A 23,785-nucleotide genomic window follows, 5' to 3' on the forward strand; every position below is an offset into this window, starting at 1 on the left:
AACACGCTAACCTGCCCCCCGAACCCCGCCATCCCGACCGGAGCCCGACCCGTGCGATTCCTCCTTGTTGCCCTCCTGCTGATTGCCCGCCCGGCGCTCGCCCTCGAGTGCGCCGGCACCGACCTGCTCACCACGATGCCAGAGCCCGACCGCACCGCGCTCAAGGCCCGCGCCGAGGCCACGCCGCATGGCCACGGCCTGCTCTGGCAGGCAACCAGGGACAACACGCGCTTCACGATCTTCGGCACCTATCACCTGCCGCACGAGCGGACAACGGCCCATCTCGACGCCCTCCTGCCCCGCGCCCGCGCCGCCGACATCGCCTATTTCGAGATGAACACCCCAGATGCCCGGGCGTTCGAACGCATGGCCGCGACCCGGCCCGGTCTCATCTTCATCGCCGACGGGCCGACCCTGCCGGAACGCCTCGCCGAAGACGAATGGCAAGCGCTGCACCGGCAAATGGCCACCCGCGGCTTTCCCGCCTTCATGACCGCCAAGCTGCGCCCGGTCTTCGTCTCGATGATGCTGGGAATAAGCCCCTGCGCCCTCAAACAGCAACAATCCGGCGCGAAAGGCATCGACCACCGCCTCGCCGAAACCCTGCATGCCGAATCCCGCGACACCCGCTCGATCGAGGACCCGATGACGACCCTGCAGATCTTCGACGCCTTCCCCCCCGAGAAAGAGCTCGACATGATCCGCCTCGCGCTCGACATGGCCATCGACCCCGACGATCTGGGCACGACCCTGCTGAATGCCTACCTGCGCCAGGAAATCGCGCTCATCTGGGAACTCGGGCGCGACATCTCGCTCGCCCATGGCGGACCAACCGCCGAAGAGGATTTCGCCCTGTTCGAACGCGTCCTGCTGACCCAGCGCAACCGCGACTGGGCCGACACCTTGCTGGCCGATGCGACCCGAAACCCTGACCAGACCGCCTTCGTCGCCGTCGGCGCGGCGCATCTCATGGGCGACACCGGCCTCCTCAACCTGCTCGAACGCGCTGGCTACACGATCACGCCCCTGCCCTTCGACCAACCGGAGAGACACCGCCAATGAAGATCACCGCCAACGACATCACGCTCGAAATCGAGGATCACGGCCCCGCCGACGCCCCCGCCATGATCCTGGTCCGGGGCCTCGGCACACAGCTTGTCCACTGGCCCGAGAACCTCGTGCAGGGCTTCGTCAATTCCGGGTTCCGCACGATCAGTTTCGACAACCGCGACGTCGGCCGCTCGCAACGCTGCCCCGCCCCCGGCGTGCCCGGCGATGCCGATGAGATCACCGCAAAAATCATGGCGGGCACCGACATTCCCCCCGCCTACACGCTCGATGACATGGCCCGCGACGTGATCGGCCTCATGGATGCACGCGGCATCGAACGCGCGCATGTCTTCGGCATCTCCATGGGCGGCGCCATCACCCAGCTCCTCGCCCTCGACCATGGCGACAGGTTGCTGAGCGCCACCATCGTCATGACCGCCGCGCGCCCGCTGCTCGAGCGCGGGCGCATCGCCGACATGCTGCCGCGGCTGCTTGCACGCCCCGAAACCCTCGACGAGGCCCAGGACAACTGGGTCGCGGGCCACGCCTCCTTCGGCTCGCCCGGCTTTCCCATGGCCGAAGAGGACATCCGCGCCGAGGCCCGCCTCGCCTGGTCGCGCGGCGCCGATGCCGAAGGCGTGAACCGCCAGCTTCTGGCCACGCTCGATGCCCCCGACCGCCGCCCCCGCCTTGGCGGCGTGACCACCCCCTGCCTCGTGATCCACGGCACCGACGACACGCTGATCCCGGTCGAGATGGGCGCGGAAATCGCCGATCACATCCCCGGTTCCGAATTCCACCCGATCAAGGGCATGGGCCACATCATCACCCCGCTCCTGGCCCCGCAAATCGTCTCGCTGGTCGGCGATTTCATCCGCCGGCGGGGGTAGGTGCGCCGACCTTCCGCGCCACCCTATCCCCGACCCCCGCTCTCTTTCTTGGTGAAAATACTCAAATCCCACCCCTCCACCCGCACCCGGCGCCATCCGGTGCGCGCGAAGGACGGGCGCGGGGTGGGTGGGCGGGTGGGCGCGCCCGTCCTTCGCGCCTGATGCATGTCGCATCGGAAGGATTCAAGCCTACCCGCCCCGGMACATCAAGCATCGCAAATGTCCCGAAAACACCAGACGCAGCCACGGTATCCGCGATTCACCCGGTTCCCGAAACGCCATGCCCGATCTCGATCACCTCGGATTCGGTCACGATCATGTCGAGCGGCTGATCGGTCGGCTCAAGCGGCAGGGTGTCGTCCTCCTGCGCGCCATAGGCAAACCCGATGGCCAGCGTCGGGCGCTTGGCCCGCAGCATCTCCAGCGTGCGGTCATAGAACCCGCCGCCATAGCCCAACCGCCCGCCACGCCGATCGAACGCGACCAGCGGCACGATCAGGATCTCGGGCTCGATGAAATCATCGACCGCCGGAATCATCGCCCCGAACGGGCCCTCGCGCAGCGCGCAACCCGGCTGCCAGCGCGAGAATTTGAGCGGCAGGCCCCGCCCCATGATCACCGGCACGCAAACCGGCCCATGCGCGGCGGCCTCCTCCATCGCGGGCAACGGAGAGATCTCGGTGCGGATCGCCATGTAGCCCGACATCGGCACGCCCCGGTGCCCGGCCAGAACCTCGCTCAGATGCCCGGCCTCGCCCGGCCCTGCGGCTTCATGCGCGGCCTTGCGCCGGGCGAATGCCGCCTTGCGCGCCGCCGCCTTGATGTCGGCAAGATCGGTCATAACAGCACCCACGAGGCCAGCCCGAGAAAGGCGAAAAACCCGACCACGTCGGTCACCGTGGTCACGAACGGCCCCGAGGCCAGCGCCGGGTCGATCTTCAGCCGGTCAAGCAGCAGCGGAATCACGATCCCGCCAAAGGCCGCCGCGACCTGCGTCATCAGCATCGCGCTGCCGATCACCACGGCCAGCATCGGCACCCCGAACCAGAACGCCGCCACCAGCGCCATGGCCAGGCCGAACAGCGCCCCGTTGAGCGCCCCCACCACCAGTTCGCGCCGGATGATACGCCGCGCGTTCTGCCCGGTCAGGTCACGGGTGGCGATCGCGCGCACCGCCACCGCCATCGTCTGCGTGCCCGCATTGCCCCCCATCGAGGCGACGATCGGCATCAGCACCGCAAGCGCCACCATCTGGTCGATCGTGTCCGAGAAGAGGTCGATCACCAGCGAGGCAAAGATCGCCGTGACCAGGTTCACGAACAGCCACGTGGCCCGCCCGCGCATGGTCTCCAGCACGTTATCCGAAAGGCTCGCCTCCTCGCTGACGCCCGCCATGCGCAGCATGTCCTCCTCGTGCTCCTCGTCCAGCACGATCATCGCGTCGTCGATGGTGATCACCCCGGCCAACCGGCCCTCGTCATCCACCACCGGGGTGGAAATCAGGTGATACTGGTTGAACGCATAGGCCACGTCCTCTTCGTCCTGATCGACCGGGATCGTGCGAAAACTGTCCTCGGTCATGTCCTGCAACGCCTGCGCGCGCGGCGCCGACATGATCTTGCCCAGCGTCACGTAACCGGTGGGCCGGTGACGCGGATCGACCAGGATGACGTGATAGAACTGCTCGGGCAGGTCCTCCTTGCCGCGCATGAAGTCGATCGCCTCGCCGACGCTCCAATGCTCGGGCACCGCCACGACCTCGCGCTGCATCAACCGACCGGCCGAATCCTCCGGATAGCTCAGCGCCTGGCGCACCACCATCTGGTCGGCATCGTCGAGCGCGCCGATGATCGCCTGCTGCTGCGGCTCTTCGAGGTCTTCCAGAAGGTCGACCACGTCGTCGCTTTCCAGATCGCGCACCGCATCGGCAAGAACATCGGGATTGAGAACCCCGATCACCTCCTCGCGGATCGATTCGTCGAGCTCCGACAGGATGTCGCCATCGAACTCGACCCCGTAAAGCGCGATCAGGCGGCGCCGGTCCGGGCTGTCGATCTGTTCGAGAAGGTCGGCGATGTCGGCCGCGTGCAACGGCTCCATCAACTCGATCAGCGCGTCGCGGTCGCCCACGTCCACGGCATCGAGAATCGCCGCGACCTCGCGCCGGTTCAGCCCGTAACCCTCTTCTTCAAGGGGGGTCTCATCCTCGGTCACCCGCTCCTGATCGTCCATCGCGCGCCCCTGTTCCCGTTCACCCGGACCATATGAGCAAACCCGCCCGGGGAACAGCAACAATGCGGCGAAACGGGCCGGTTTCGCGCCCTCCTCACCTCACCTGCAGGCTGGCCTCAGCTCCCGCTCCCGGCCAGCCGCGCCGCCAGCGCCACCTGCCGCGCCACCACCGCGCGCGGATCGACCGTCATCACCCGCCCATCCCGCACCACCACGCGCCCCTCGACCAGCAGATCACGCACCCCAACCGGCCCGGCCAGCAATATCGCCGCCGGGTCCCAGCTTCCGGCACTCTCGATCCCCGACACGTCCCAGATCGCCACATCCGCCCGCTTGCCCGGCATGATTCGCCCGCACTCATGCCGCCCCAGCACCTCGGCCCCGCCGCGCGTCGCGATCTCCAGCGCCTCGCGCGCGCTCATCGCGTCGGCCCCGCGCGCCACCCGCTGCAACAGCATCGCAGCCCGCGCCTCAAGCACAAGGTTCCCCGCATCGTTGCTGGCCGACCCATCGACGCCCAATCCCACGCGCAGCCCCGCATCGCGCATGTCGCGCAGTGGTGCGATCCCGCTGCCAAGGCGGCAATTGGAACAGGGGCAATGCGCCACGCCCGTGCCCGTGCGCGCGAACAGCTCGATCTCCTGCCCGTCGAGCTTCACGCAATGCGCATGCCACACGTCGTCCCCGGTCCAGCCCAGACCTTCGGCATATTGCCCCGGGCGACAGCCGAACATCTCAAGGCTATAGGCGACATCCTCCTCGTTCTCGGCGAGGTGGGTGTGCAGCATCACCCCCTTGTCCCGCGCCAGCAGCGCGGCATCGCGCATCAATTCGCGGCTCACCGAAAACGGCGAACAGGGCGCCACGCCCACCCGCACCATCGCACCCTCGCTTGCGTCGTGATGGGCGTCGATCACCCGTATGCAATCGTCGAGAATCGCCGCCTCTCCCTCGACCAGCGCATCGGGCGGCAATCCGCCCGCGCTCTCGCCGATGCTCATCGCGCCGCGCGTCGGGTGAAACCGCAGCCCGACCTCGGCCGCCGCCGCGATCGTGTCATCAAGCCGCGCACCATTGGGATAAAGATAAAGATGATCCGACGTCATCGTGCAGCCCGACAGCGCCAGTTCAATGAGCCCCGCCTGTGCACTCACGAACATCTCTTCCGGCCCCATCCGCGCCCAGATCGGATAAAGCGTCTTGAGCCACCCGAAGAGAAGCGCATCCTGCCCGCCCGGCACCGCGCGGGTCATGCTCTGGTAAAGGTGGTGATGGGTGTTGACCAACCCCGGCGTCACCACGCACCCCGCCGCCGCGATCACCTCTCCACTGGTGCTGAGTCCGTGACCCACCTCCGCAATCACCCCGTCGCGGATCAATATGTCCGCGCCGCGCAATTCCGCGCGGCTGTCGTCCATGGTCAGGATATGGTCGGCATTTCGAATCAGGATCTCGGGCATGGCATCTCCCCTCGGACAAACCCGCCCCCCTCATCCGCAATCATCGCGCGCGGTGGAAAAGGGACCGAAGAACCGCGCGGCGGGTCCAGTATGCCCAAAGCAGTCCGCGCTCGGCAAGGGCGGTCGCATCCCGTCGCTCAGATCGGAGGACGCATCAGCGGCTGACCCAGGCAAAGCCTGGGGCGTGTCGCATTTGATTGGAAACACCCGCCCCGACCCAAGGCCGGGGCGAAGAGGCGCGAATCCGTTGCGCTGCGACATGCGCTAACATCCGGTTAAAATCCACCGCGCGCGCCGTTCACATTTGCCCCGCAAGCGCCCCGCGCCTGACCCGGCAGCCGGGCAACAGCCGGGCGGTGCACGCAAAGCACCCCCCGTTTTCGGCCCGCCGCGAATCATTAACCTTCGGCGATCACCCGGCCCAGAATCTCCAGCGCCGCCGCATGTTGCACCCGTCCCGCCGCCGCGATGACCCGCCCGCCTTGCAGCGCCGGGCGACCCTGCCAGTCGGTCACGATTCCCCCCGCCGCCTCGATCACGCCGATGGGCGCCTGGATGTCATAGTTCGACAGGCCCGCCTCGATCACAAGGTCGATATGACCCGCCGCCAGAAGCGCGTAGGCATAGCAATCCAGCCCATAGCGGGTAAGCCTGCAAACCTTTGAAACTTCACGGAAAGCCGCACCTTCGACCACGCTGCCGACCTCGGGAAACGTGGTGCAGAGAATCGCCTCGGATAGTGGCCCCTCACCCCGGGTTTTCAAATCCCGCGCGCCCTGCGGCCCGGTCATCCTTGCCTGCCCGAACCCGCCCCAGAACCGTTCGCCGATATAGGGCTGGTCGATCATGCCAAAGCGCACGGCATCGGCATCCGACGCGGCGATCAGAACACCCCATGTCGGTGTGCCCGCAACAAAGCCCCGCGTGCCGTCAATCGGGTCAAGAACCCATGTCAACCCGCTGGAACCACTGTGTTTTTCGAATTCCTCGCCGATCACCGAATCGTCCGGCCGCCGCTCGGCCAGCACCGCGCGCATCGCCTTTTCGGCGGCGCGGTCGGCCTCGGTCACCGGGTCGAACCCGCCATCGGCGATCTTGTCGCCCTTGTCCTCGGCCACGAGAGTCGCGGCCCGGAAAAAGGGAAGGACCGCCCCGCGCGCCGCATCGGCCATCGCATGGGCGGTCCCCTGAATGTCGTCGCCGTCGCTCACTCCCGCCGCTCCTCGCCTGCAAAATCAGGCCCGGAAATAGCGCGCGCCAAGCCCCGGCTCAAGCCAATCTGATCAGGACACGTCGGACAGAACCCGCGCCAGATCGAACAGGCGTCGGCGCTGGTTCTCGGGAATGGAATAATACGAGCGCACCAGGTCGAGCGCCTCCTTGTCCCCCATCAGGTCCGCAGGCACCGCCTCGTCCCGGTCCCTTGCCACATCCGCGTCTTCAAGCCCTTCAAAGAAAAAGCTTACCGGCACATCAAGTGCTTCCGAGATATCCCAGAGGCGTGACGCGCTCACGCGGTTGGCCCCCGTCTCGTATTTCTGGATTTGCTGAAACTTGATCCCGACCTTCTCGGCCAGTTGTTGTTGCGTCATGCCCACAAGCCACCGACGGTGGCGAATACGTTTGCCGACATGCACGTCCACGGGATGTGCCATTCACGTCTCCTCTTCAAATTAGTCCTCGTTACCCAGACTCGCACCCCCAATTCGCTTGGTAGGCTTTGGGCTGCAATTTGAACGCGAATCCAGAAAGGGCGAAATCGCGTGCGTATTTGTTTATCAGGACGGGGCGGAAATTCAACACTTTTACACCCGATTTTGGCGAGCTTTCCCTTGCGTCAATCTATTTCTGCGTGTTGAGCCTGCGAGAAAAAGCGTTGCAAAAACAAATGCTTCCGCAATATGTGGAAAACCCGGCCAAACTGGCGTATCGAACCAGTCACGGGATTCGTCACATTCACGCGGGGATCTTATCATGCGCGCTTTCCAGATCGAAACCTTCGACACGCCACCCCGACTGGTCGAAGCTACCACGCCGGAACCCGTCAAAGGAGAAATTCGCCTGCGCATCCACGCATGTGGATTGAATTTTGCCGACCTGCTGATGAGCCAGGGCAAATACCAGGACACGCCCACCCCGCCCTTCACCCTCGGGATGGAGGTCGCGGGCGTGGTCGACGCACTTGGCCCCGGCGTGACCGGCCCCGCGCCGGGCACCCGCGTCGTCGTGTTCGGCGGGCGGGGCGGGCTGGCCGAGACGGGGTGCTTTCCCGCCGACCGCGTCACGCCGATCCCCGATGACATGCCCTTTACCGATGCCGCGGCCCTGCAGATCGCCTATGGAACAAGCCATGTCGCGCTCGATCACAAGGCGCGGCTCAAACCGGGCGAAACCCTCCTGGTGCTGGGCGCGGCGGGGGGCGTGGGTCTCACCGCCGTCGAGATCGGCAAGCTGATGGGCGCCCGGGTCATCGCCTGCGCCCGTGGGCGTGACAAGCTCGAGATCGCCGCCCGGGCCGGGGCCGATCACCTGATCGACGCGCGCACCGAAGACATCCGCGAAACCGTCAAGGCACTGGGCGGGGCCGACGTGGCCTATGACCCGGTGGGCGGCGATCAGTTCACCGCCGCCCTGCGCGCCTGCAACCCCGAGGCCCGCATCCTCGCCATCGGCTTCGCCAGCGGCGACGTGCCGCAGATTCCCGCCAATCATCTTTTGGTTAAAAATGTCGACGTTCTGGGCTTCTACTGGGGCGGCTACCTCAAATTCCGCCCCTCCGTCATCACCCAAAGCCTCACCACCCTGCTCGACTGGTACGGCCAAGGATTGATCAAACCGCATGTCAGCCACGTGCTACCGCTCGACCGCGCCGCCGAAGGGCTCGAATTGTTGCGCAGCCGCGCCTCGACCGGCAAGGTGGTGATCACCCCGTGACGCCACCGATCGGGCGCGGGCGGAAACAGTCAATTCGGCAGGTTCCGAACCGGAAAAGCTTGAAATGAGGGCCTGACTCACCGATATTCAAAACGAAGACCCGATCGCATGATGCGACCGGGATGAATGTTGCAACTCGGAGGCTTTGATGGCTGAACTGAACACGATCCGGACAACGGCGGGTGCCCGCTCTTCCGCGATTGACCAAGGGCTGCGCGCCCATATGAACAAGGTCTATGGCACGATGTCCATCGGCATGCTCATCACCGCGCTCGCGGCTTGGGCGATTGCCGGGCTTGCCGTCACGACCGACCCTGCCGCTGCCGTTGGGCAGATCGGCAATGGCAAATTGCTGACCGGACTTGGTGCCGCGATCTACACCTCGCCGCTGCGCTGGGTGGTGATGCTCGCGCCGCTGGGCATGATCTTTGCCTTCGGCGCGCTCACCAATCGGATCTCGGCGGCCGGGGCACAGCTCTTCTTCTGGACCTTCGCGGCGCTGATCGGCGTCTCGCTCAGCTCGATCTTCATCTTCTACACGTCCTATTCGATCATCCAGACCTTCCTCGTGACGGCAATCGCCTTCGGGGGCCTGTCGCTCTGGGGTTACACCACGAAAAAGGACATCTCGGGCTGGGGCAGCTTCCTGATCATGGGCGTGATCGGCCTTCTGGTCGCGATGGTCATCAACTGGTTCCTGCAATCGCCGGCGATGATGTACGCGATCTCGATGATCGGCGTGCTGATCTTCGCGGGGCTCACCGCCTATGACACACAGCGGATCAAGAGCACCTATCTCGCCCATGCCCATCACGGCGACACCGAATGGCTTGAGAAGTCGGCGATCCACGGGGCGTTGAACCTCTATCTCGACTTCCTCAACATGTTCCAGTTCCTCCTGATGTTCATGGGGCAGCAGGAATAGGGCAACCGCCGATACCAACGCTGAAAGGGCCGGTCACAGCGACCGGCCCTTTTTCTTTTGGCAAGGATGACCCGATCCATCCGGGCGCAACCGCCCGCGCCCCGCAAAAGAAAAAGCCGCCCCCGAAGGCGCGGCCCCAATCTTCCCAAGGTCAGGCGATCTTACTTGATCTTGCCTTCCTTGTATTCGACATGCTTGCGCGCGACCGGGTCGTATTTGCGTATGCTCATCTTCTCGGTCATCGTGCGCGCGTTCTTTTTCGTCACGTAGAAATGGCCCGTGCCCGCGGTCGAGTTCAGGCGGATTTTGATTGTGGTCGGCTTCGCCATTGGTCTTCTCCTGCGGCGGGCGTCATTGCGCCCGCGAAAATCTCATGAAGCCTGTCTTTTAACGATGCGCGCCCCCGAGTCAACCACGTTTCTCGACCGGGCCGGGCGGAAACAGCAGATCATAGGCCCAGTTGAACGCGAACGCGTAGAGAAGATAAAATGCCGCCATCGAAAGATCGAGCCAGAACGCCTCGATAAACCCGATATCCAGGTGCCACGCGATGAATGGCAACAGGATGATCAGCAACCCCGCCTCGAACAGCATCGCATGGACGACCCTGAGCCACAGCGGCTTGCGCAGTGCCCCGGTCAACCGCACAAGCACCCGGTCGAACGCCAGGTTGTAGATATAGACCCACACCATCGCCAGCGTCGTGCCCACAAGGGCAACCGTGCCGATTTCCGCCATCGGATAGCCAAGCCCCCATGACCCGAGCAACGTAAGGATCAAGAGGCCCGACACCTCGAAGGAAACCGCGTGAACAATCCTGTCCCAGGTGGTGCGCATGTCGCCGCCCCCAATCATTTCTCCGGGTCGTCCCGGACATGTCGCCCGATCATCGGGGGAGGCCGTCCTCTCTTGGACGAAACATAGGTTACCACGCCGCGGGATGCCAGCCTGTCGCAACCAGGGCGTGTTGCACTCGATCGGCCTCAAGCATTCACCCCGCGGCGCGAAGCGCGGCCACGGTATTGCCGATCCAGGTCGTTCCCGAAACGCCAAGTATGGTCGATATGATTGCGCGGAGGGCCTGTAAGCCGGATTCTGTCCAAGGGGTCGCCCCCTCTGGATGACCATTCCTCTGATCCCGCGATTGCCCGCGGGCTCAAGCTGCCAACCCGGATCGCTCGGGCCAAGGCGCCCCTGCCGCGATATCCCGGACCGTGATCCGGGATCAGGCCAGCGCACGATCCCTATTCGGCATTGCTCCCGGTGGGGCTTGCCATGCGGGCGCTGTTGCCAGCCCCCCGGTGGGCTCTTACCCCACCGTTTCACCCTTACCAGCGTGCCGCAAAGCGGCGCGCGTGGCGGTCTGTTCTCTGTGGCGCTTTCCGTCGGGTTGCCCCGCCCGGGCGTTACCCGGCACCGTTGCCTTGTGGAGTCCGGACTTTCCTCGCAAGACCCGAAAGCCTCACGCGGCCATCCGGCCCTCCGCGCAGACCCCAGTTAGGCACTCCGCGCGCCCCGGTCAACGGGGAAACGCGCCGCCAGATCGGCCATCGCCGCCGCATCCGCATCACATACCGGCCCTGCCCCCCATGGCCGAAACCGCAACCGGAACGCCTCAAGGATCATGTCATCGGCCACATCCCCAACCGGATAACCGAACCGCGCCGCATCTCTCGCGAAATCCCCCGGCGCCGCCCGCCCGGGCCACACGCTCACCCCCTGCAACGCCAGCCGCGCCCAATCGAACCGGCGCCCCGGATCGCCCTTGCGCCCCGGTGCCATGTCGGAATGGCCGATCACCCGTTCGGGCGGAATCCGCCAGCGCCCCATGATCCCGCGCATCACCCCTTCCAGCGCCGCCATCTGCGGCTCGGGAAACGGGTGGTCGCCGCGATTGGCCAGCTCGATCCCGATCGAGCGGGAATTGACGTCCCTGACATCGCCCCAGCGTCCCGCACCCGCATGCCAGGCGCGCGCCTCCTCGTCGATCATTTGCCAGACGCGCCCACGCTCACAGATCAGGTAATGCGCCGACACCTCGGCCGCGGAATCGCACAGCCGGTCCAGCGCCGCCTCCGCGCTCTCCATCGCGGTATAATGAATCACCACCATGTCGGGCCGGGCCCCTGCACGCCGTGGCCCGCAATTGGGCGAAGGATGCCAGACCGGACCCGCCAGCGGGATCAGTTCCCGCGAACCTTGCGAAACGGCGCCGGGTCCCAGTCACAGGCATAACCATCGCCATCGGGATCGAGCCCCAGCCGGTCGCGCTGCGGCCCGCCCTTTTCAAGGAACTCCAGTTGCGCCAGGTCGGGCGAAGGATACTTGGCGCAATTGCGCTCATAGCGCGCCTGCGCGTTGAGCCCGCCACGCCGATACTGGCTCTGGCCCTTGGGATGCGAGGTCGAAAGCGCATATCGCACGATATTGGGCCCGCTCGCGCCACTGCGCGACGGCAGGGCAGTCGGCGGAATCACCCTGTATTGTGCCTGCTGCTGGCGTCGCAACTGGGCATCATCCTCGATCGTTCGCTCCGCATCCACCGCGCTGAAATCATTCTCGCGCGAAATGCCCGACGGATCGTTGATGACCTCCGGCGGCGGGTTGGACGCGCTGGCCTGCAGCGGCGCCTCCCCCGAATTCGCCCGCGTGGCATCGAGAACCGCGCGCGCATCCGCGGCGACATCCGCCCCCGCGTCGGTCGATGTGCCCGACAGCGGCGCGCTCGTCACCCCCTGCGCCGGGGGCAGGGCCTGCCCGGTCAGTTCCGCATCACGGACCGCCTCAAGCTCGATGTATTCCGAGTAATCGCCAAATCCCACCCCGGCCCCGCTGTCCGGGATCGAAGGCTCACAGGCCGCCAGCGCCACAAACGCCGCACCACAAAGGAAAAACCGCATGTTCAGACCCTGCCACATTGAATTGCCCGCGGTTATTACCACCATTTCCCGGGCTTGGCCACAAACCCGGCCGCCTGTTCCAGCGCATAGGCGCCATTCAGCAGATCGCCCTCTTCCCATGGCCGCCCGATGAGCTGCAGACCCAGGGGCAGCCCCTGCTTGTCGAGCCCCGCGGGCACCGCGATCCCCGGCAACCCGGCGAGGTTCACCGTGACCGTGAACACGTCGTTGAGATACATCGCCACCGGATCGGCATCGCTCATCTCGCCCAGGCCAAAGGCCGCGCTCGGCGTGGCGGGCGTCAGGATCGCGTCGATCCCAGCGGCGAACACCTCCTCGAAATCGCGCTTGATCAGCGTGCGCACCTTGCGCGCACGGTTGTAATAGGCGTCATAGAACCCTGCCGACAACACGTAGGTGCCCACCATCACCCGACGCTGCACTTCGGGGCCAAAGCCTTCGGCGCGAGTCTTTTCGTACATCTCGGTAATGCCGTCCCCCTGGGCGAGCTTGGCGCGATGGCCATAGCGCACCCCGTCATAACGCGCGAGGTTCGACGACGCCTCGGCCGGCGCGATCACGTAATAGGCGGGCAGCGCATATTTCGTGTGCGGCAGGCTGATATCCACCATCTCGGCCCCCGCATCCTCCAGCATCCGCTGCCCCTCGGCCCAGAGCGCCTCGATCTCGTCGGGCATGCCATCCATCCGGTATTCGCGCGGGATACCGATCTTCTTGCCGCGAATGTCGCCGGTCAGCATCGCCTCGAAATCCGGCACCGGCAAATCGACGCTGGTCGAATCCTTCGGGTCATGCCCGCACATCGCCTCAAGCATGATCGCCGCATCGCGCACCGATCTGGTCATCGGCCCGGCCTGGTCGAGCGACGAGGCAAAGGCCACGATCCCCCAGCGCGAACAGCGCCCATAGGTCGGCTTGATGCCGGTGATCCCGGTAAACGCCGCGGGCTGGCGGATCGACCCGCCAGTGTCGGTGCCGGTCGCCGCGAGGCACAGATCGGCCGCCACCGCCGCCGCCGAGCCGCCCGACGACCCACCGGGCGTGAGCGGCGCGTCGTCATTGCCGCGCCGCCACGGGTTGACCGCGTTGCCGTAGACGCTCGTCTCGTTGCTTGACCCCATGGCGAACTCGTCCATGTTGAGCTTGCCCAGCATCACCGCGCCCGCATCGAACAGGTTCTGCGTCACCGTCGATTCATACTCCGGCCGGAACCCGTCAAGGATCTTCGATCCGGCCTGCGATGGCACACCGCGCGTGCAAAAGAGATCCTTGATCCCCAGCGGAATCCCGCACATCGCGGGCGCATCCCCCGCCTTGATCCGCGCATCCGCCGCGCGCGCCTGCTCGAGCGCGATCTCGGGCGTGTGGTGGACAAAGGCGTTCAGGGCTCCTGCCCCCTCGACCGCCGCAAGGCAGGCCTCGGTCAACTCCACGCTCGTCACCTCGCCCGCGCGCAATGCATCGCGCGCCGCCGCGATCTTCATGCCGTTCAATTCAGCCATCACTCGACCACCTTCGGTACCGCGAAAAACCCTTCGCGCGCATCCGGCGCGTTCGACAAGACCTTCTTTTGCATGCCGCCATCCGTCACCACGTCCTCGCGCCGCTTCAATCGCATCGGCGTCACCGACACCATCGGCTCGACCCCCTCGACATCCACCTCACCCAGTTGCTCGATAAAGCCCAGCACGGCATTGAACTCCCCGGCCAACGCCTCCAGCCGGTCATCGTCCACCCTGATCCGGGCAAGCTTGGCCACCTTCGCGGCGGTTTCCTTGTCGATCGACATGCGCGACTCCTGCGAAATTCCTTGCCCCGGCTCTTAGCGCCCACGCCGCCCGGCTTCAAGACAATGCGGCCCTTCCGGCATCGCCCCGCCTTTCATCTTGCCCCAAATACTCCCGCCGGAGGCACCCTGCGGGACGGTGGGCGGGGCGACGCGCCTGCGCGAGCGCCGTCACGCCGTCCGCTGCCACTGGCACAGCGCCCCACAGATGTTATCCTGCCCCCGACCACACGAACCCCAAGGGAGGCATTTCATGAACATCATCTGGCTCGGACACGGCTCATGGCGCATCGAAACCGGCGGACAGGTCCTGCTGATCGATCCGTGGCTCACCGGCAACCCGCTCCTGCCCGAAGAGCGCCACGACGAGGCGGTCAAGGGCGCGACCCATATCCTGCTCACCCATTGCCATTTCGATCACGTCGCCGATCTCCTGTCGCTCTGCCACAAGCTCGGCGTTCCCGCCTATGGCCAATACGACATCATGAGCCATTACGCAGAGAACGAAGGCATCGAGGCGGTGGGCTTCAACAAGGGCGGCACCGTCGATCTCAACGGGATCAAGGTCTCGATGGTCCCGGCCTCGCATTCCAACAGCTTCGCCACGCCCGAAGGCCCGCGCGGCGCCGGCTCCGAGGTGGGCTTCATGATCGCCGCCGAAGGCCACGTGATCTATGCCTCGGGCGACACCGACATCATGGCCGACATGGATTGGATGGGCGACTATTACAAACCCGATATCGGTATTCTCTCGGCCGGCGGGCATTTCACCATGGACATGAAGGGCGCGGCCTATGCCGCCAGGCGCTATTTCAACTTCAAGACGGTGATCCCCGGCCATTACCGCACCTTCCCGCTCCTCGAACAGGACGCCTCCGGCCTCGCCGCGGGCCTGCCCGGCGTGAACGTGATCGAACCGCAAGTGCTCGAACCGATCACGATCTGAGATATCAGGCCGCCGCGCCCCGGCAAATCGGGGCGCGGCGTGCCGTTCCATGATCTGAATCAAAGCCCGGACCCTCCGGATCGTGCAACCTGACCCTGCGAACAGGAGGCACGGAATGGAAACCCTTATGGCGGCCGCGGCATCACGATGCCCGGTCCTATCACAAGCATCCGCAGCGTCGCGCGAGACGCTCATGCGTCACGCGCTCTTGCGCCATGTCGAGCGGGGCACATGCATCTTCAGTCATGGGGCTGCGGCCGAAAGCGGCTATATCCTCATGGGGGGCTGGATAAAAATCACCCGAACCCAGCCCTGCGGCGCGATCAGCATCCTGACGCTGCACGCCCCCGGCGAAACCTTCGGCTTTGCCGACAGCATCCGCAGGCTTCCACGTAGCGCCACGGCCGAGGCCGCCACCGACTGCACCATTCTGTCGGTTTCGGCGCGCTCGATCTGCCAGACCATGCGCAGCGATTCGAGCTTCGGAAATGCCATCCTCAGCCACTCTTTCCAGCAGAACGACTCGCTCCTGCAACAACTCGAAGCCCTCAAGATATTTTCCGGCATCCAGCGTCTGGCCTGCTTCCTCCTGCGCCATGCCAAACCCGGGAACGGGCGGCACATCGTCCGGCTGCCGTTCCACAAGCATCTCGTCGCCCATTACCTTGGCCTCAAACCGGAAAGCCTGTCGCGCAGTCTTGCCAAGTTGAAAGAGTACGGCGTTCGCACAGTTCCCGACGGGATCGAGATTTCCAACCCCGGGGCCCTCGAAGCGCTGATCGGCGAAACGTCCGATATCCGGCATCGCGAAATCGCCTGACCGGCAGCCCCCATCAATGACAAGCCCGGCACCCATGCACACGACGTGGGCGCAAGGGCACGACCGATTTCCGAAATTGCATGGAGACTTGCCAGCGCATTGCGATTTGCGTCAAAGGTGCACAACCCATCCGTTCAGCCATGGCGAAGGGAAACAGGATGCCGGCCGAGGGCCCAGAGAACCCTGAGAACACCGCGACATCCGCGGGCCGCTCCCAAAAGGGCGAAAGCACATCGCGCGCCATCGTGCGCGATGTCGTGAAAGGTCTCTACGAGGGCCGATACGTGGCCGGCCAGCGCCTCGTCGAACCCGACCTCATGGCCCACTACAACGTCAGCCGCAGCACAGTCCGCGAAGCCCTGAAAGAGCTCGGTTCCGAGGGCATTGTCGAGATTGCCGCCTTCCGTGGCGCGCAGATCCGCAAACTGACCCGCGCCGAGGCGGCCAACCTGTTTTCCATAACCGAGGTCATTCTCGGGCTCGCCGCCCGGCAGGCCGCCCAGAACATCGACGCGCCCGGTGCGCGCGAAAAGATCGAGGGCCTGTTTCGCGCGATGTCCGATTACCACGACGAAGACGGCCCTTTCGGCTTCCTGCTGCGGCGCAACCGCTATTTCCGCCAACTGGTCACGATCAGCGGCAACGCGGAAATCCACCGCATCCTGCCCCGCCTTCAGGTGCATCTGATCCGCAACCGTCTCGCGGTTCCGCCAACCGAACGGATCGAAGGCTATCGCCAGATCACCCGGGCGGTTCTGGCAGGCGACGCCATCGCCGCGGAAGAGGCCGCGCGCGAATATGTCCGGAAGACGGCGGCCTGCATCCTGCCGCATTTCCCGGAGTAACCGGCCCCGCCTCAGGCCCCACGCCCCTCCGGCGGGCGTTTTTCAAGCAAGGCACGCGCCGCTTCGTCACCGCACGCCGCGCATCGACCCGGATCGCCAGTCAGGATCACCTCGTTGACCACCCCGCCCCCGATACCCTCCGTCATTCCGCCTCGATCTCCACCAGAACAGCATGGGTGCTGACCTGCATACCCTTGTCCACGTTCACCGCCGCCACCCGGCCCGCCACGGGGCTGGCATGGGCATGTTCCATCTTCATCGCCTCGATCACCAGCAATGTCTGACCGGCGGCAACCATATCTCCCACGGCGACATCCACCGACACGACATTGCCGTTCATCGTGGCGCGCAGCTTGCCATCACCGCCCGCCATCTGCGCGGTCACGCCGGGCTGATAGGTCAGGTCGGTGAAATCAAAACACCACACCCCGCTCTGGCCCCCGCTCTGAATCGTCACGCCGCCCGCCCCGGTCACCAGCGTTGCCACCCGCTCCGCGCCATCCGTCTCGAACCGGACACGGTGCCCCAGCGCCTCGATCAGCCGCAATCCGATCGGCTCATGACCTTCCATCTCGACATGGCAGACCCCGCCGCCACGCACCTGAACCCTCGGCTGATACTCGACCTCACCCCGCGACAGGCGCAGGGGGGCGAAAAACCCGTGGGTCAGCCGCGTCCCCGACCCCGCCCGCAACAGCGCGGCGGCGATCATCGCGGCACGGGCCTCGCCCCCTGCCCCGGCGACGGTCAACGCATCGCCTTGATCCGCCGCAAAGCCGGTGGTCGCCGCGCCCGCCGCAAAGACCGGATGCGCGAGGCACGCGCCAAGGAAATCCTTGTTGGTCCGCACCCCCATCGCCACGCTCTCCTGCAACCCCGCAATCAACCTGCGCCGCGCATCCTCGCGCGTGGGCCCATGCGCGATCAGCTTTGCAATCATCGAATCGTAATAGGGCGGCACCTCCGCACCGCTCTTCAACCCGTGATCCACACGGACGGAATCGGCAGGCTGCCACAGGGCCAGCCGCCCGCTTTGCGGCATGAACCCCGCCTCGGGGTCTTCCGCGCAAAGCCGCAGCTCGATCGCGTGGCCGTCAAAGGTCACATCCTCCTGCTCCAGCCGCAAAGGCTCGCCCGCCGCCACGCGCAATTGCATCTCCACAAGGTCCAGCCCGGTGATCGCCTCGGTCACCGGATGTTCGACCTGAAGCCTTGTGTTCATTTCCATGAAATAGAAATTCCCCTCGGCATCGAGCAGGTATTCGAACGTCCCTGCCCCCTCGTAACCGATCGCCTTGGCCGCCTCGACCGAGGCCCGGCCCATCTCTGCGCGCAACGCAGGGCCGACCGCAGGCGACGGCGCCTCCTCGATCAGTTTCTGATGACGCCGCTGGACCGAACAATCCCGCTCGCCCAAATGGATCACGTTGCCATGCCGGTCCGCCATGATCTGGATTTCCACGTGGCGCGGATTGATGATCGCCTTTTCCAGGAGCACCACATCATTGCCAAAGGCCGACCGCGCCTCGGATTTCGCCGATTTCAGACGGTCCAGAAAATCGCCCTCCCCCTCGACAAGACGCATCCCCCGCCCGCCGCCGCCCGCCGTGGCCTTGATCATCACCGGAAAACCGATGCGCCGCGCCTCGGTCAACAACCTCTCTTCGCCCTGATCCTCGCCCTGGTAGCCCGGCACACAGGGCACCCCCGCGGCCTCCATCAACGCCTTGGCGCGGGCCTTGTCGCCCATCGCCCGGATCGCCTCGACCCCCGGCCCCACGAAAACGATCCCCGCCGCCGCACAGGCCGCCGGAAGGTCCGGGTTCTCGGACAGGAACCCATAGCCGGGATGAATCGCGTCCGCCCCGGTCCTGCGCGCTGCCTCGATGATCGCCTCGATCCGCAGATAGGACTCCCCCGGCGCGGGTTCGCCGATGCATACCGCCTCATCGGCCATGCCCACATGCACAGCCTCCGCATCGGCCCGCGAATAGACCGCCACGGTGCCAAACCCCATGCCCCGCGCCGTGCGCATCACCCGCACCGCGATCTCGCCCCGGTTGGCCACCAGAAGTTTCGTGAACGGTGTCGGCCCGCGCATCGCCCTCTCCTGCCCGCTCACGGCCGTGCCACCGCGAATTGCATCGCGTTGGGTTGCCGCGCCTCGGCCTCCCGCGCGATCTGCATCAGCTCGATCATCAGGTCGCGCGTGTCGCGCGGGTCGATCACGCCGTCATCCAGCAGCCGCGCCGAGGTGTGAAACGCATCCATCTGCCGGTTGAAATTCTCCACGATCCGCGCCTTCAGCGCATCGAGCTTCACGCGGTCCACCGCCTCGCCCAGCCGCTCGGCGCGCATCTCCTGCACCACGGCCATCGTGCCCGCCGCCTGTTCGCCGCCCATCACCGCGGTCTTGGCATTGGGCCACGAGAAACAGAACCGCGGATGAAACCCGCGCCCGCACATGCCGTAATTCCCCGCCCCGAACGAGGCCCCGCAATAGATGGTGAATTGCGGCACCGTCGCGTTGGTCACCGCCTGGATCATCTTCGCACCATGCTTGATGCTGCCCGCCTCCTCATAGCTGCGCCCGACCAAAAACCCGGTCGTGTTGTTGAGGTAAAGGATCGGCGTGCCCGCCTGGCAACAGGCTTGTATGAAATGCGTCGCCTTGGCCGCGCCGTTGGGGTCAATCGGCCCGTTATTGGTGATGATCCCGATCGGCCAGCCCGCGATCTTCGCATTGCCGCACACCGTCGCGGCCCCGTACCGCGCCCCGAACTCGACGAAATCCGAGCCATCGACAACGCGCGCGATCACCTCTTTCATGTCCACCGGCTGACGGTGATCCATCGGCATCAGGCCCAGCAATTCCTCGCGGTCATAGGCCGGTTCGTCAAAGGCCCGGTCCACCTCACCCGCCCCGTTCCAGTCGATATTGGCCATGATCGACCGCGCCAGGCCCAGCGCCTCGCGATCATCCTCGGCCAGGAAATCGCCCAGCCCGGAAATGCCGGTGTGCATCTCGGCCCCGCCCAGCTCTTCCTCGGTCGCAACCTCCCCGGTCGCGGCCTTCAAAAGCGGCGGCCCGGCCAGAAACGCCCGCGTGCGCCCGCGCACCATGATGATGTAATCCGAAAGCCCGGTCTGATAGGCCCCGCCCGCGGTCGAACTGCCATGGGTGATCGTGACCACCGGCAGCCCCGCCGCCGACATCCGCGCGAGGTTGCGGAAAAGGTTGCCCCCGCGCACGAAATCCTCGACCCGGTAGTCCATCAGGTTCGCACCCGCGCTCTCGACCAGTTGCACATAAGGCAACCGGTTTTCCAACGCGATCTCCTGCGCGCGCAATTGCTTGTCGAGCCCCATGGGCTGCAACGCCCCCGCCGCGATGCCCGAATCCGAGGCGTTGATCACACAGCGCACCCCCGAGACATAGCCGATCCCGGCAATCACCCCGCCCCCCAGCACCGATGTCTCAAGATCCGCATGATCGAGCCCATACCCCGCCAATTTCGACAACTCGATGAACGGCCGCCCCGGATCGAGCAAAAGCGCCACCCGGTCGCGTGGCAAAAGCTGGTGGCGTTTCTCGAACCGCGCGCGCGAGCGTTCGGATGCCGCGCGGGTGCGCCCCTCGATCGCCTCCATCTGCCCCAACAGGTCGAGCATCCCCTCGCGGTTGGCCCGGAAACCCTCTGATTTCGGTGAAACTGTGCTCGCGATCCTGACCATGGCCGATCCGTGACCCCTCCGTTGGACATCTCGTATCTTATAGGCAGTCGCGGGCGCCGGTGACTTGCGTTCATTCGCTAGCCTGCCGCAGCCGGATTCATGGCCCCGACGGCGCCACCCCGAAGCGCCGCCACGTAGCGAAGTGCAGGGTCAGCGGAGACGAGAGCCGCCCGCCTCACGCATGAAGGCTTACCGCCGCGCGCGCATTGCTGTCCACCCGCAGGTTGCGCGATCCGATCCGGATCGAGCGCGGCTGAAGTCCGAAAGTCTTGCGGATCGAATGGCTGAAATGGCTCGAATCCGGATAGCCAAGGCTCAGCGCCACATCGGTAAGGCTGCCGGAATGGTTGGCATGCAAAAGGAAACCCCGCGCCCGCCGCCACATTCGATGATTGCGGAACGAAACGCCGGTCTGTTCCTTGAACAGATGCAGGAAACGCGAGGATGACAACCCGATGATCCCGGCAAGGTCCGCCGCGAGGGTCTGGCTCTCCAGCCCGTCCCCCTCCATCTCCACAAGCGCGGTTTCGATCCTCGGGTCGATGCTGCGTTCCCGCAAGGCCCGCCCCAGCACGATCCGATCAAACGCGCCCGTGGTCATGCGCGCGCCCCGCGCCCCATCCGAGAGCCGCCCCGCCGCCGCCCGCAACCGCGCAAGCAGCCCGGCCCGCCGCTCCGGGTCGCCGAATTCAACGAACAGGCGCTCCATATCCGCCGGGTCCAGCCGCTCGGGCTCGATCAGCACGCTGATGATGCTGCCGCAATCCGAAACCGCCTGATGCGCCACGTAGGGTGGAACGATGGCCAGTTCCCGCCGGGTCCACGGCCCGTTGCCATGTTTCAACCGGAACCCGCCCTCCGGCGCCAGGTAGATCGACACCGCGCCAAGGCTCCGGGCCTTCATCCGATGTCCAAGCAGCCCGCGATAGAAAAGCCGGTCATCAAGCACCAGCATGTATTTGTGGTCCTCGATCCCTGCGGTCATCGCGATCCCCCCTGCGCTTGAACAATGCGACCGGGGCTCGATTCCCGTTTGCCCGGCGCGCCGGATGATCAAAACGGGAAAAGGCCGCACCCGCAAGATCAGCTTTTTCGTCTGACGATATTGCCAGTCGTAATATGTAACGCTAGCTTGCCCCCAACGAAGGACCGCGCGCAATCACCCAAAGGACGCAAACATGATTCCCGAAAGCTCCCAGACCTCGCTGGCCCTCAGGGCCCGGATCGAAACCTTCATGGAGGAACACATCTATCCGAACGAGGCCCGGTTCTACCGCGAATCCGAGGATCTGGGCCCGTGGAAGGTTCAGCCGGTGGTCGAGGAACTCAAGGCCAAGGCCCGGGCCGCAGGGCTCTGGAATCTCTTCCTGCCCGAATCAGACCGCGGCGCCGGGCTCAGCAATCTCGAATACGCGCCACTTTGCGAGGTGATGGGCCGCAGCCATCTCGCCCCCGAGGTCTTCAACTGCTCCGCCCCCGACACCGGCAACATGGAAGTCCTGGAACGCTACGGCTCGGACGCAGACAAGAAGCGCTGGCTCGAACCCTTGCTCAACGGCGAAATCCGCTCGGCCTTCGCCATGACGGAACCCGCCGTCGCCTCGTCGGACGCGCGCAACATCGAAAGCGCCATCACCCGCGATGGCGACGAATACGTCATCAACGGCCATAAATGGTATACCACCGGCGCCACCGACCCGCGTTGCAAGATCATCATCTTCATGGGCAAATCCGACCCCGACGCCGAACCCTACCGGCAACAGTCGATGATCCTCGTCCCCAAGGACACGCCCGGCGTGACGGTGCGGCGCGCGCTGCCCGTCTTCGGCTTTTACGGGGTGCCCGACCGCGCCTCCGAAGTGCTGTTCGAGAATGTCCGCGTGCCCGCCTCGAACATGCTTCTGGGCGAAGGGCGCGGATTCGAGATCGCGCAGGGGCGGCTCGGGCCGGGGCGCATACACCATTGCATGCGCCTCATCGGGCTGGCCGAGCGCACCCTCGAAAAGATGGTGGCCCGCGCCGATGACCGCGTCGCCTTCGGCAAGCTCCTGTCGGACCAATCCGTCACCCGCGAACGCATCGCCGAATCGCGCATCATGATCGAACAGGCCCGCCTGCTGACACTGCGCGCCGCGCACATGATGGACACCGTCGGCAACAAGGAGGCCAAGGCCGAAATCGCGATGATCAAGGTCGCGGTGCCGCAAATGGCCTGCAAGGTGATCGACTGGGCGATCCAGCTTTTCGGCGGCGGCGGCACCGGCAACGATTTCGGACTGGCGGCGGCCTATGCCACCGCGCGCCTCCTGCGCCTCGCCGACGGCCCCGACGAGGTTCACCGCGACCAGATCGCCCGGCTCGAATACAAGCGCCAGCGCAACCGCAACGAATCCGCCGGGGCGCCGAACGGGGCGCCCGCGCTTTCCGATACCGCCTTGGGTGTCGCGGCAAATTGATCCATAAAGCACGGGCGACAACGGCAAGGACAAGGACAAGGAAGGCGTCATGCTGCAACTCTGGCACTGCCACGATGCCCGCTCGTTCCGGGCGCTCTGGGCGCTCGAGGAACTCGGGCTCGACTACGACCTGCGCATGCTGCCCTTCCCGCCACGGGCACTGCGCAAGGAATACATGGCCGAAAATCCCCTTGGCACGGTCCCGCTCCTGATCGACGGCGACACGCGGATGACCGAATCCGCGGCCATCCCGCATTACCTCTCGACCGTTCACGGCGGCGGCAGGCTCGCCCGCGCGCCGGGCGAGGCGGAGTATGGCGCCTATCTCAACTGGCTGCACCACGGCGAGGCGACGCTGACCTTTCCGCAAACGCTCTACCTGCGCTATGCCACGCTCGAACCCGAGGAACGCCGCCAGCCGCAGGTGGCCGAGGATTACAGGAAATGGTTTCTCGCCCGGCTGCGCCTCGCCGAGCAGACCCTCGCCGATGGCCGCGAATACCTTTTGACCGGCGGCTTTTCCAATGCCGACATCTCGGTCGGCTACGCGATCCAACTCGCGCTTGCCCTGCGCATGCGTGACGATCTGCCGCCGAACTGCCTCGCCTGGTTCGACCGCCTCTCCGCGCGCGACGGCTTTACCCGCGCCCAGGCCGCGCAACGGGCCGGCATGGAGGCCGAGGGGCTCAAACCCATCTTCTGAGCCGGGTGCAGCGCATTCACGCAAGCCCGCCCCTGCCGCCATCCCTATGCTGGCACACGGAAACACGGCCACCCGGAGGGAT

Annotated in this window: 24 protein-coding genes and 1 other RNA gene; 9 read left to right on the top strand and 16 right to left on the bottom strand. The window is 65.5% G+C overall.

Going from position 1 to position 23,785, the window contains the following annotated elements; translation table 11 throughout:
- Positions 1-51: 51 nt before the first annotated feature.
- Positions 52-1,062 (top strand): TraB/GumN family protein, encoded by a 1,011-nt coding sequence (locus tag FLO80_RS08280; protein ID WP_111365541.1) that lies wholly within the window; start codon positions 52-54, stop codon positions 1,060-1,062.
- Positions 1,059-1,940 carry an alpha/beta fold hydrolase gene (locus tag FLO80_RS08285; RefSeq protein ID WP_111365543.1) on the top strand — a complete coding sequence of 294 codons (882 nt, stop codon included), beginning with the start codon at positions 1,059-1,061 and terminating at the stop codon, positions 1,938-1,940. Before FLO80_RS08280 ends, FLO80_RS08285 begins: the two co-directional genes overlap by 4 nt.
- A gap of 259 nt (positions 1,941-2,199) precedes the next feature.
- Here the strand turns inward: FLO80_RS08285 and FLO80_RS08290 are convergent, their stop codons facing one another.
- From FLO80_RS08290 to FLO80_RS08310, 5 genes are all read right to left on the bottom strand, one after another.
- Positions 2,200-2,781, bottom strand: coding sequence for a 5-formyltetrahydrofolate cyclo-ligase (locus tag FLO80_RS08290; protein ID WP_111365545.1), 582 nt, complete (start codon positions 2,779-2,781; stop codon positions 2,200-2,202).
- Complete coding sequence (gene mgtE / locus FLO80_RS08295; protein ID WP_111365547.1) at positions 2,778-4,172, bottom strand: magnesium transporter; 1,395 nt, start codon at positions 4,170-4,172, stop codon at positions 2,778-2,780. The genes FLO80_RS08290 and mgtE overlap by 4 nt, the downstream gene beginning before the upstream one ends.
- Before the next feature lie 116 nt (positions 4,173-4,288).
- Entirely contained in the window at positions 4,289-5,632 is a 1,344-nt protein-coding gene (locus FLO80_RS08300) for an 8-oxoguanine deaminase (RefSeq protein ID WP_111365549.1), read from the bottom strand.
- Positions 5,633-6,030: 398 nt separating this feature from the next.
- Positions 6,031-6,804 carry an inositol monophosphatase family protein gene (locus FLO80_RS08305; RefSeq protein WP_111365743.1) on the bottom strand — a complete coding sequence of 258 codons (774 nt, stop codon included), beginning with the start codon at positions 6,802-6,804 and terminating at the stop codon, positions 6,031-6,033.
- A gap of 111 nt (positions 6,805-6,915) precedes the next feature.
- Positions 6,916-7,287, bottom strand: coding sequence for a helix-turn-helix domain-containing protein (locus FLO80_RS08310; RefSeq protein WP_111365551.1), 372 nt, complete (start codon positions 7,285-7,287; stop codon positions 6,916-6,918).
- A gap of 319 nt (positions 7,288-7,606) precedes the next feature.
- On the opposite strand from FLO80_RS08310, the gene FLO80_RS08315 reads away from it, so the two are divergent.
- Together FLO80_RS08315 and FLO80_RS08320 are read left to right on the top strand one after the other, a co-directional pair.
- Complete coding sequence (locus tag FLO80_RS08315) at positions 7,607-8,566, top strand: NADPH:quinone oxidoreductase family protein (RefSeq protein ID WP_111365553.1); 960 nt, start codon at positions 7,607-7,609, stop codon at positions 8,564-8,566.
- A 148-nt stretch (positions 8,567-8,714) separates the two neighbouring features.
- Positions 8,715-9,491 (top strand): Bax inhibitor-1/YccA family protein, encoded by a 777-nt coding sequence (locus tag FLO80_RS08320; RefSeq protein WP_111365555.1) that lies wholly within the window; start codon positions 8,715-8,717, stop codon positions 9,489-9,491.
- 161 nt (positions 9,492-9,652) lie between these two features.
- Here FLO80_RS08320 and rpmG read toward each other — a convergent pair whose 3' ends face one another.
- From rpmG to gatC, 7 genes are all read right to left on the bottom strand, one after another.
- On the bottom strand, positions 9,653-9,820 hold the full coding sequence (rpmG, locus tag FLO80_RS08325; RefSeq protein WP_057816833.1) for a 50S ribosomal protein L33: 168 nt from the start codon (positions 9,818-9,820) through the stop codon (positions 9,653-9,655).
- A 79-nt stretch (positions 9,821-9,899) separates the two neighbouring features.
- Entirely contained in the window at positions 9,900-10,328 is a 429-nt protein-coding gene (locus FLO80_RS08330) for a PACE efflux transporter (RefSeq protein WP_188078241.1), read from the bottom strand.
- 231 nt (positions 10,329-10,559) lie between these two features.
- An RNA gene (rnpB, locus tag FLO80_RS08335) (RNase P RNA component class A) lies at positions 10,560-10,977 on the bottom strand.
- Positions 10,978-10,988: 11 nt separating this feature from the next.
- A complete protein-coding gene (locus tag FLO80_RS08340; protein ID WP_111365559.1) occupies positions 10,989-11,603 on the bottom strand; it encodes an N-acetylmuramoyl-L-alanine amidase in 615 nt (204 codons plus the stop codon).
- A 71-nt stretch (positions 11,604-11,674) separates the two neighbouring features.
- On the bottom strand, positions 11,675-12,391 hold the full coding sequence (locus FLO80_RS08345) for a hypothetical protein (protein ID WP_111365745.1): 717 nt from the start codon (positions 12,389-12,391) through the stop codon (positions 11,675-11,677).
- A gap of 35 nt (positions 12,392-12,426) precedes the next feature.
- Complete coding sequence (gene gatA, locus FLO80_RS08350; RefSeq protein ID WP_111365561.1) at positions 12,427-13,914, bottom strand: Asp-tRNA(Asn)/Glu-tRNA(Gln) amidotransferase subunit GatA; 1,488 nt, start codon at positions 13,912-13,914, stop codon at positions 12,427-12,429.
- On the bottom strand, positions 13,914-14,201 hold the full coding sequence (gene gatC / locus FLO80_RS08355; RefSeq protein ID WP_111365563.1) for an Asp-tRNA(Asn)/Glu-tRNA(Gln) amidotransferase subunit GatC: 288 nt from the start codon (positions 14,199-14,201) through the stop codon (positions 13,914-13,916). Before gatC ends, gatA begins: the two co-directional genes overlap by 1 nt.
- Before the next feature lie 250 nt (positions 14,202-14,451).
- On the opposite strand from gatC, the gene FLO80_RS08360 reads away from it, so the two are divergent.
- From FLO80_RS08360 to FLO80_RS08370, 3 genes are all read left to right on the top strand, one after another.
- Positions 14,452-15,144, top strand: a complete 693-nt coding sequence (locus FLO80_RS08360; RefSeq protein ID WP_111365564.1) for a metal-dependent hydrolase — start codon at positions 14,452-14,454, stop codon at positions 15,142-15,144.
- Positions 15,145-15,259: 115 nt separating this feature from the next.
- The gene (locus FLO80_RS08365) at positions 15,260-15,964 is read left to right on the top strand and encodes a Crp/Fnr family transcriptional regulator (RefSeq protein WP_111365566.1); all 705 of its coding nucleotides are present in this window, start codon (positions 15,260-15,262) and stop codon (positions 15,962-15,964) included.
- A gap of 158 nt (positions 15,965-16,122) precedes the next feature.
- Complete coding sequence (locus FLO80_RS08370; RefSeq protein WP_188078242.1) at positions 16,123-16,809, top strand: GntR family transcriptional regulator; 687 nt, start codon at positions 16,123-16,125, stop codon at positions 16,807-16,809.
- 11 nt (positions 16,810-16,820) lie between these two features.
- On the opposite strand, the gene FLO80_RS23360 is transcribed toward FLO80_RS08370, so the two are convergent.
- The 4 genes from FLO80_RS23360 to FLO80_RS08385 all read right to left on the bottom strand — a co-directional run bounded on the left by FLO80_RS23360 (position 16,821) and on the right by FLO80_RS08385 (position 21,529).
- Positions 16,821-16,955 carry a hypothetical protein gene (locus tag FLO80_RS23360; RefSeq protein WP_281286978.1) on the bottom strand — a complete coding sequence of 45 codons (135 nt, stop codon included), beginning with the start codon at positions 16,953-16,955 and terminating at the stop codon, positions 16,821-16,823.
- Positions 16,952-18,910: an acetyl/propionyl/methylcrotonyl-CoA carboxylase subunit alpha gene (locus tag FLO80_RS08375; RefSeq protein WP_111365570.1), complete on the bottom strand. Its 1,959-nt coding sequence runs from the start codon at positions 18,908-18,910 to the stop codon at positions 16,952-16,954. The genes FLO80_RS23360 and FLO80_RS08375 overlap by 4 nt, the downstream gene beginning before the upstream one ends.
- 17 nt (positions 18,911-18,927) lie before the next feature.
- Positions 18,928-20,544, bottom strand: a complete 1,617-nt coding sequence (locus FLO80_RS08380) for an acyl-CoA carboxylase subunit beta (protein WP_111365572.1) — start codon at positions 20,542-20,544, stop codon at positions 18,928-18,930.
- A gap of 175 nt (positions 20,545-20,719) precedes the next feature.
- Complete coding sequence (locus FLO80_RS08385; RefSeq protein ID WP_146611032.1) at positions 20,720-21,529, bottom strand: helix-turn-helix transcriptional regulator; 810 nt, start codon at positions 21,527-21,529, stop codon at positions 20,720-20,722.
- 193 nt (positions 21,530-21,722) lie between these two features.
- Between FLO80_RS08385 and FLO80_RS08390 the strand changes: the two genes are divergently transcribed.
- Both FLO80_RS08390 and FLO80_RS08395 read left to right on the top strand, forming a co-directional pair.
- Positions 21,723-23,000 carry an acyl-CoA dehydrogenase family protein gene (locus FLO80_RS08390; RefSeq protein ID WP_111365576.1) on the top strand — a complete coding sequence of 426 codons (1,278 nt, stop codon included), beginning with the start codon at positions 21,723-21,725 and terminating at the stop codon, positions 22,998-23,000.
- Positions 23,001-23,049: 49 nt separating this feature from the next.
- Positions 23,050-23,703, top strand: a complete 654-nt coding sequence (locus FLO80_RS08395) for a glutathione S-transferase family protein (protein ID WP_111365578.1) — start codon at positions 23,050-23,052, stop codon at positions 23,701-23,703.
- Positions 23,704-23,785: the final 82 nt, after the last annotated feature.

This window comes from Aquicoccus porphyridii (assembly GCF_008369105.1).
In the GTDB taxonomy this organism is placed as follows: Bacteria; Pseudomonadota; Alphaproteobacteria; order Rhodobacterales; family Rhodobacteraceae; genus Aquicoccus; species Aquicoccus porphyridii.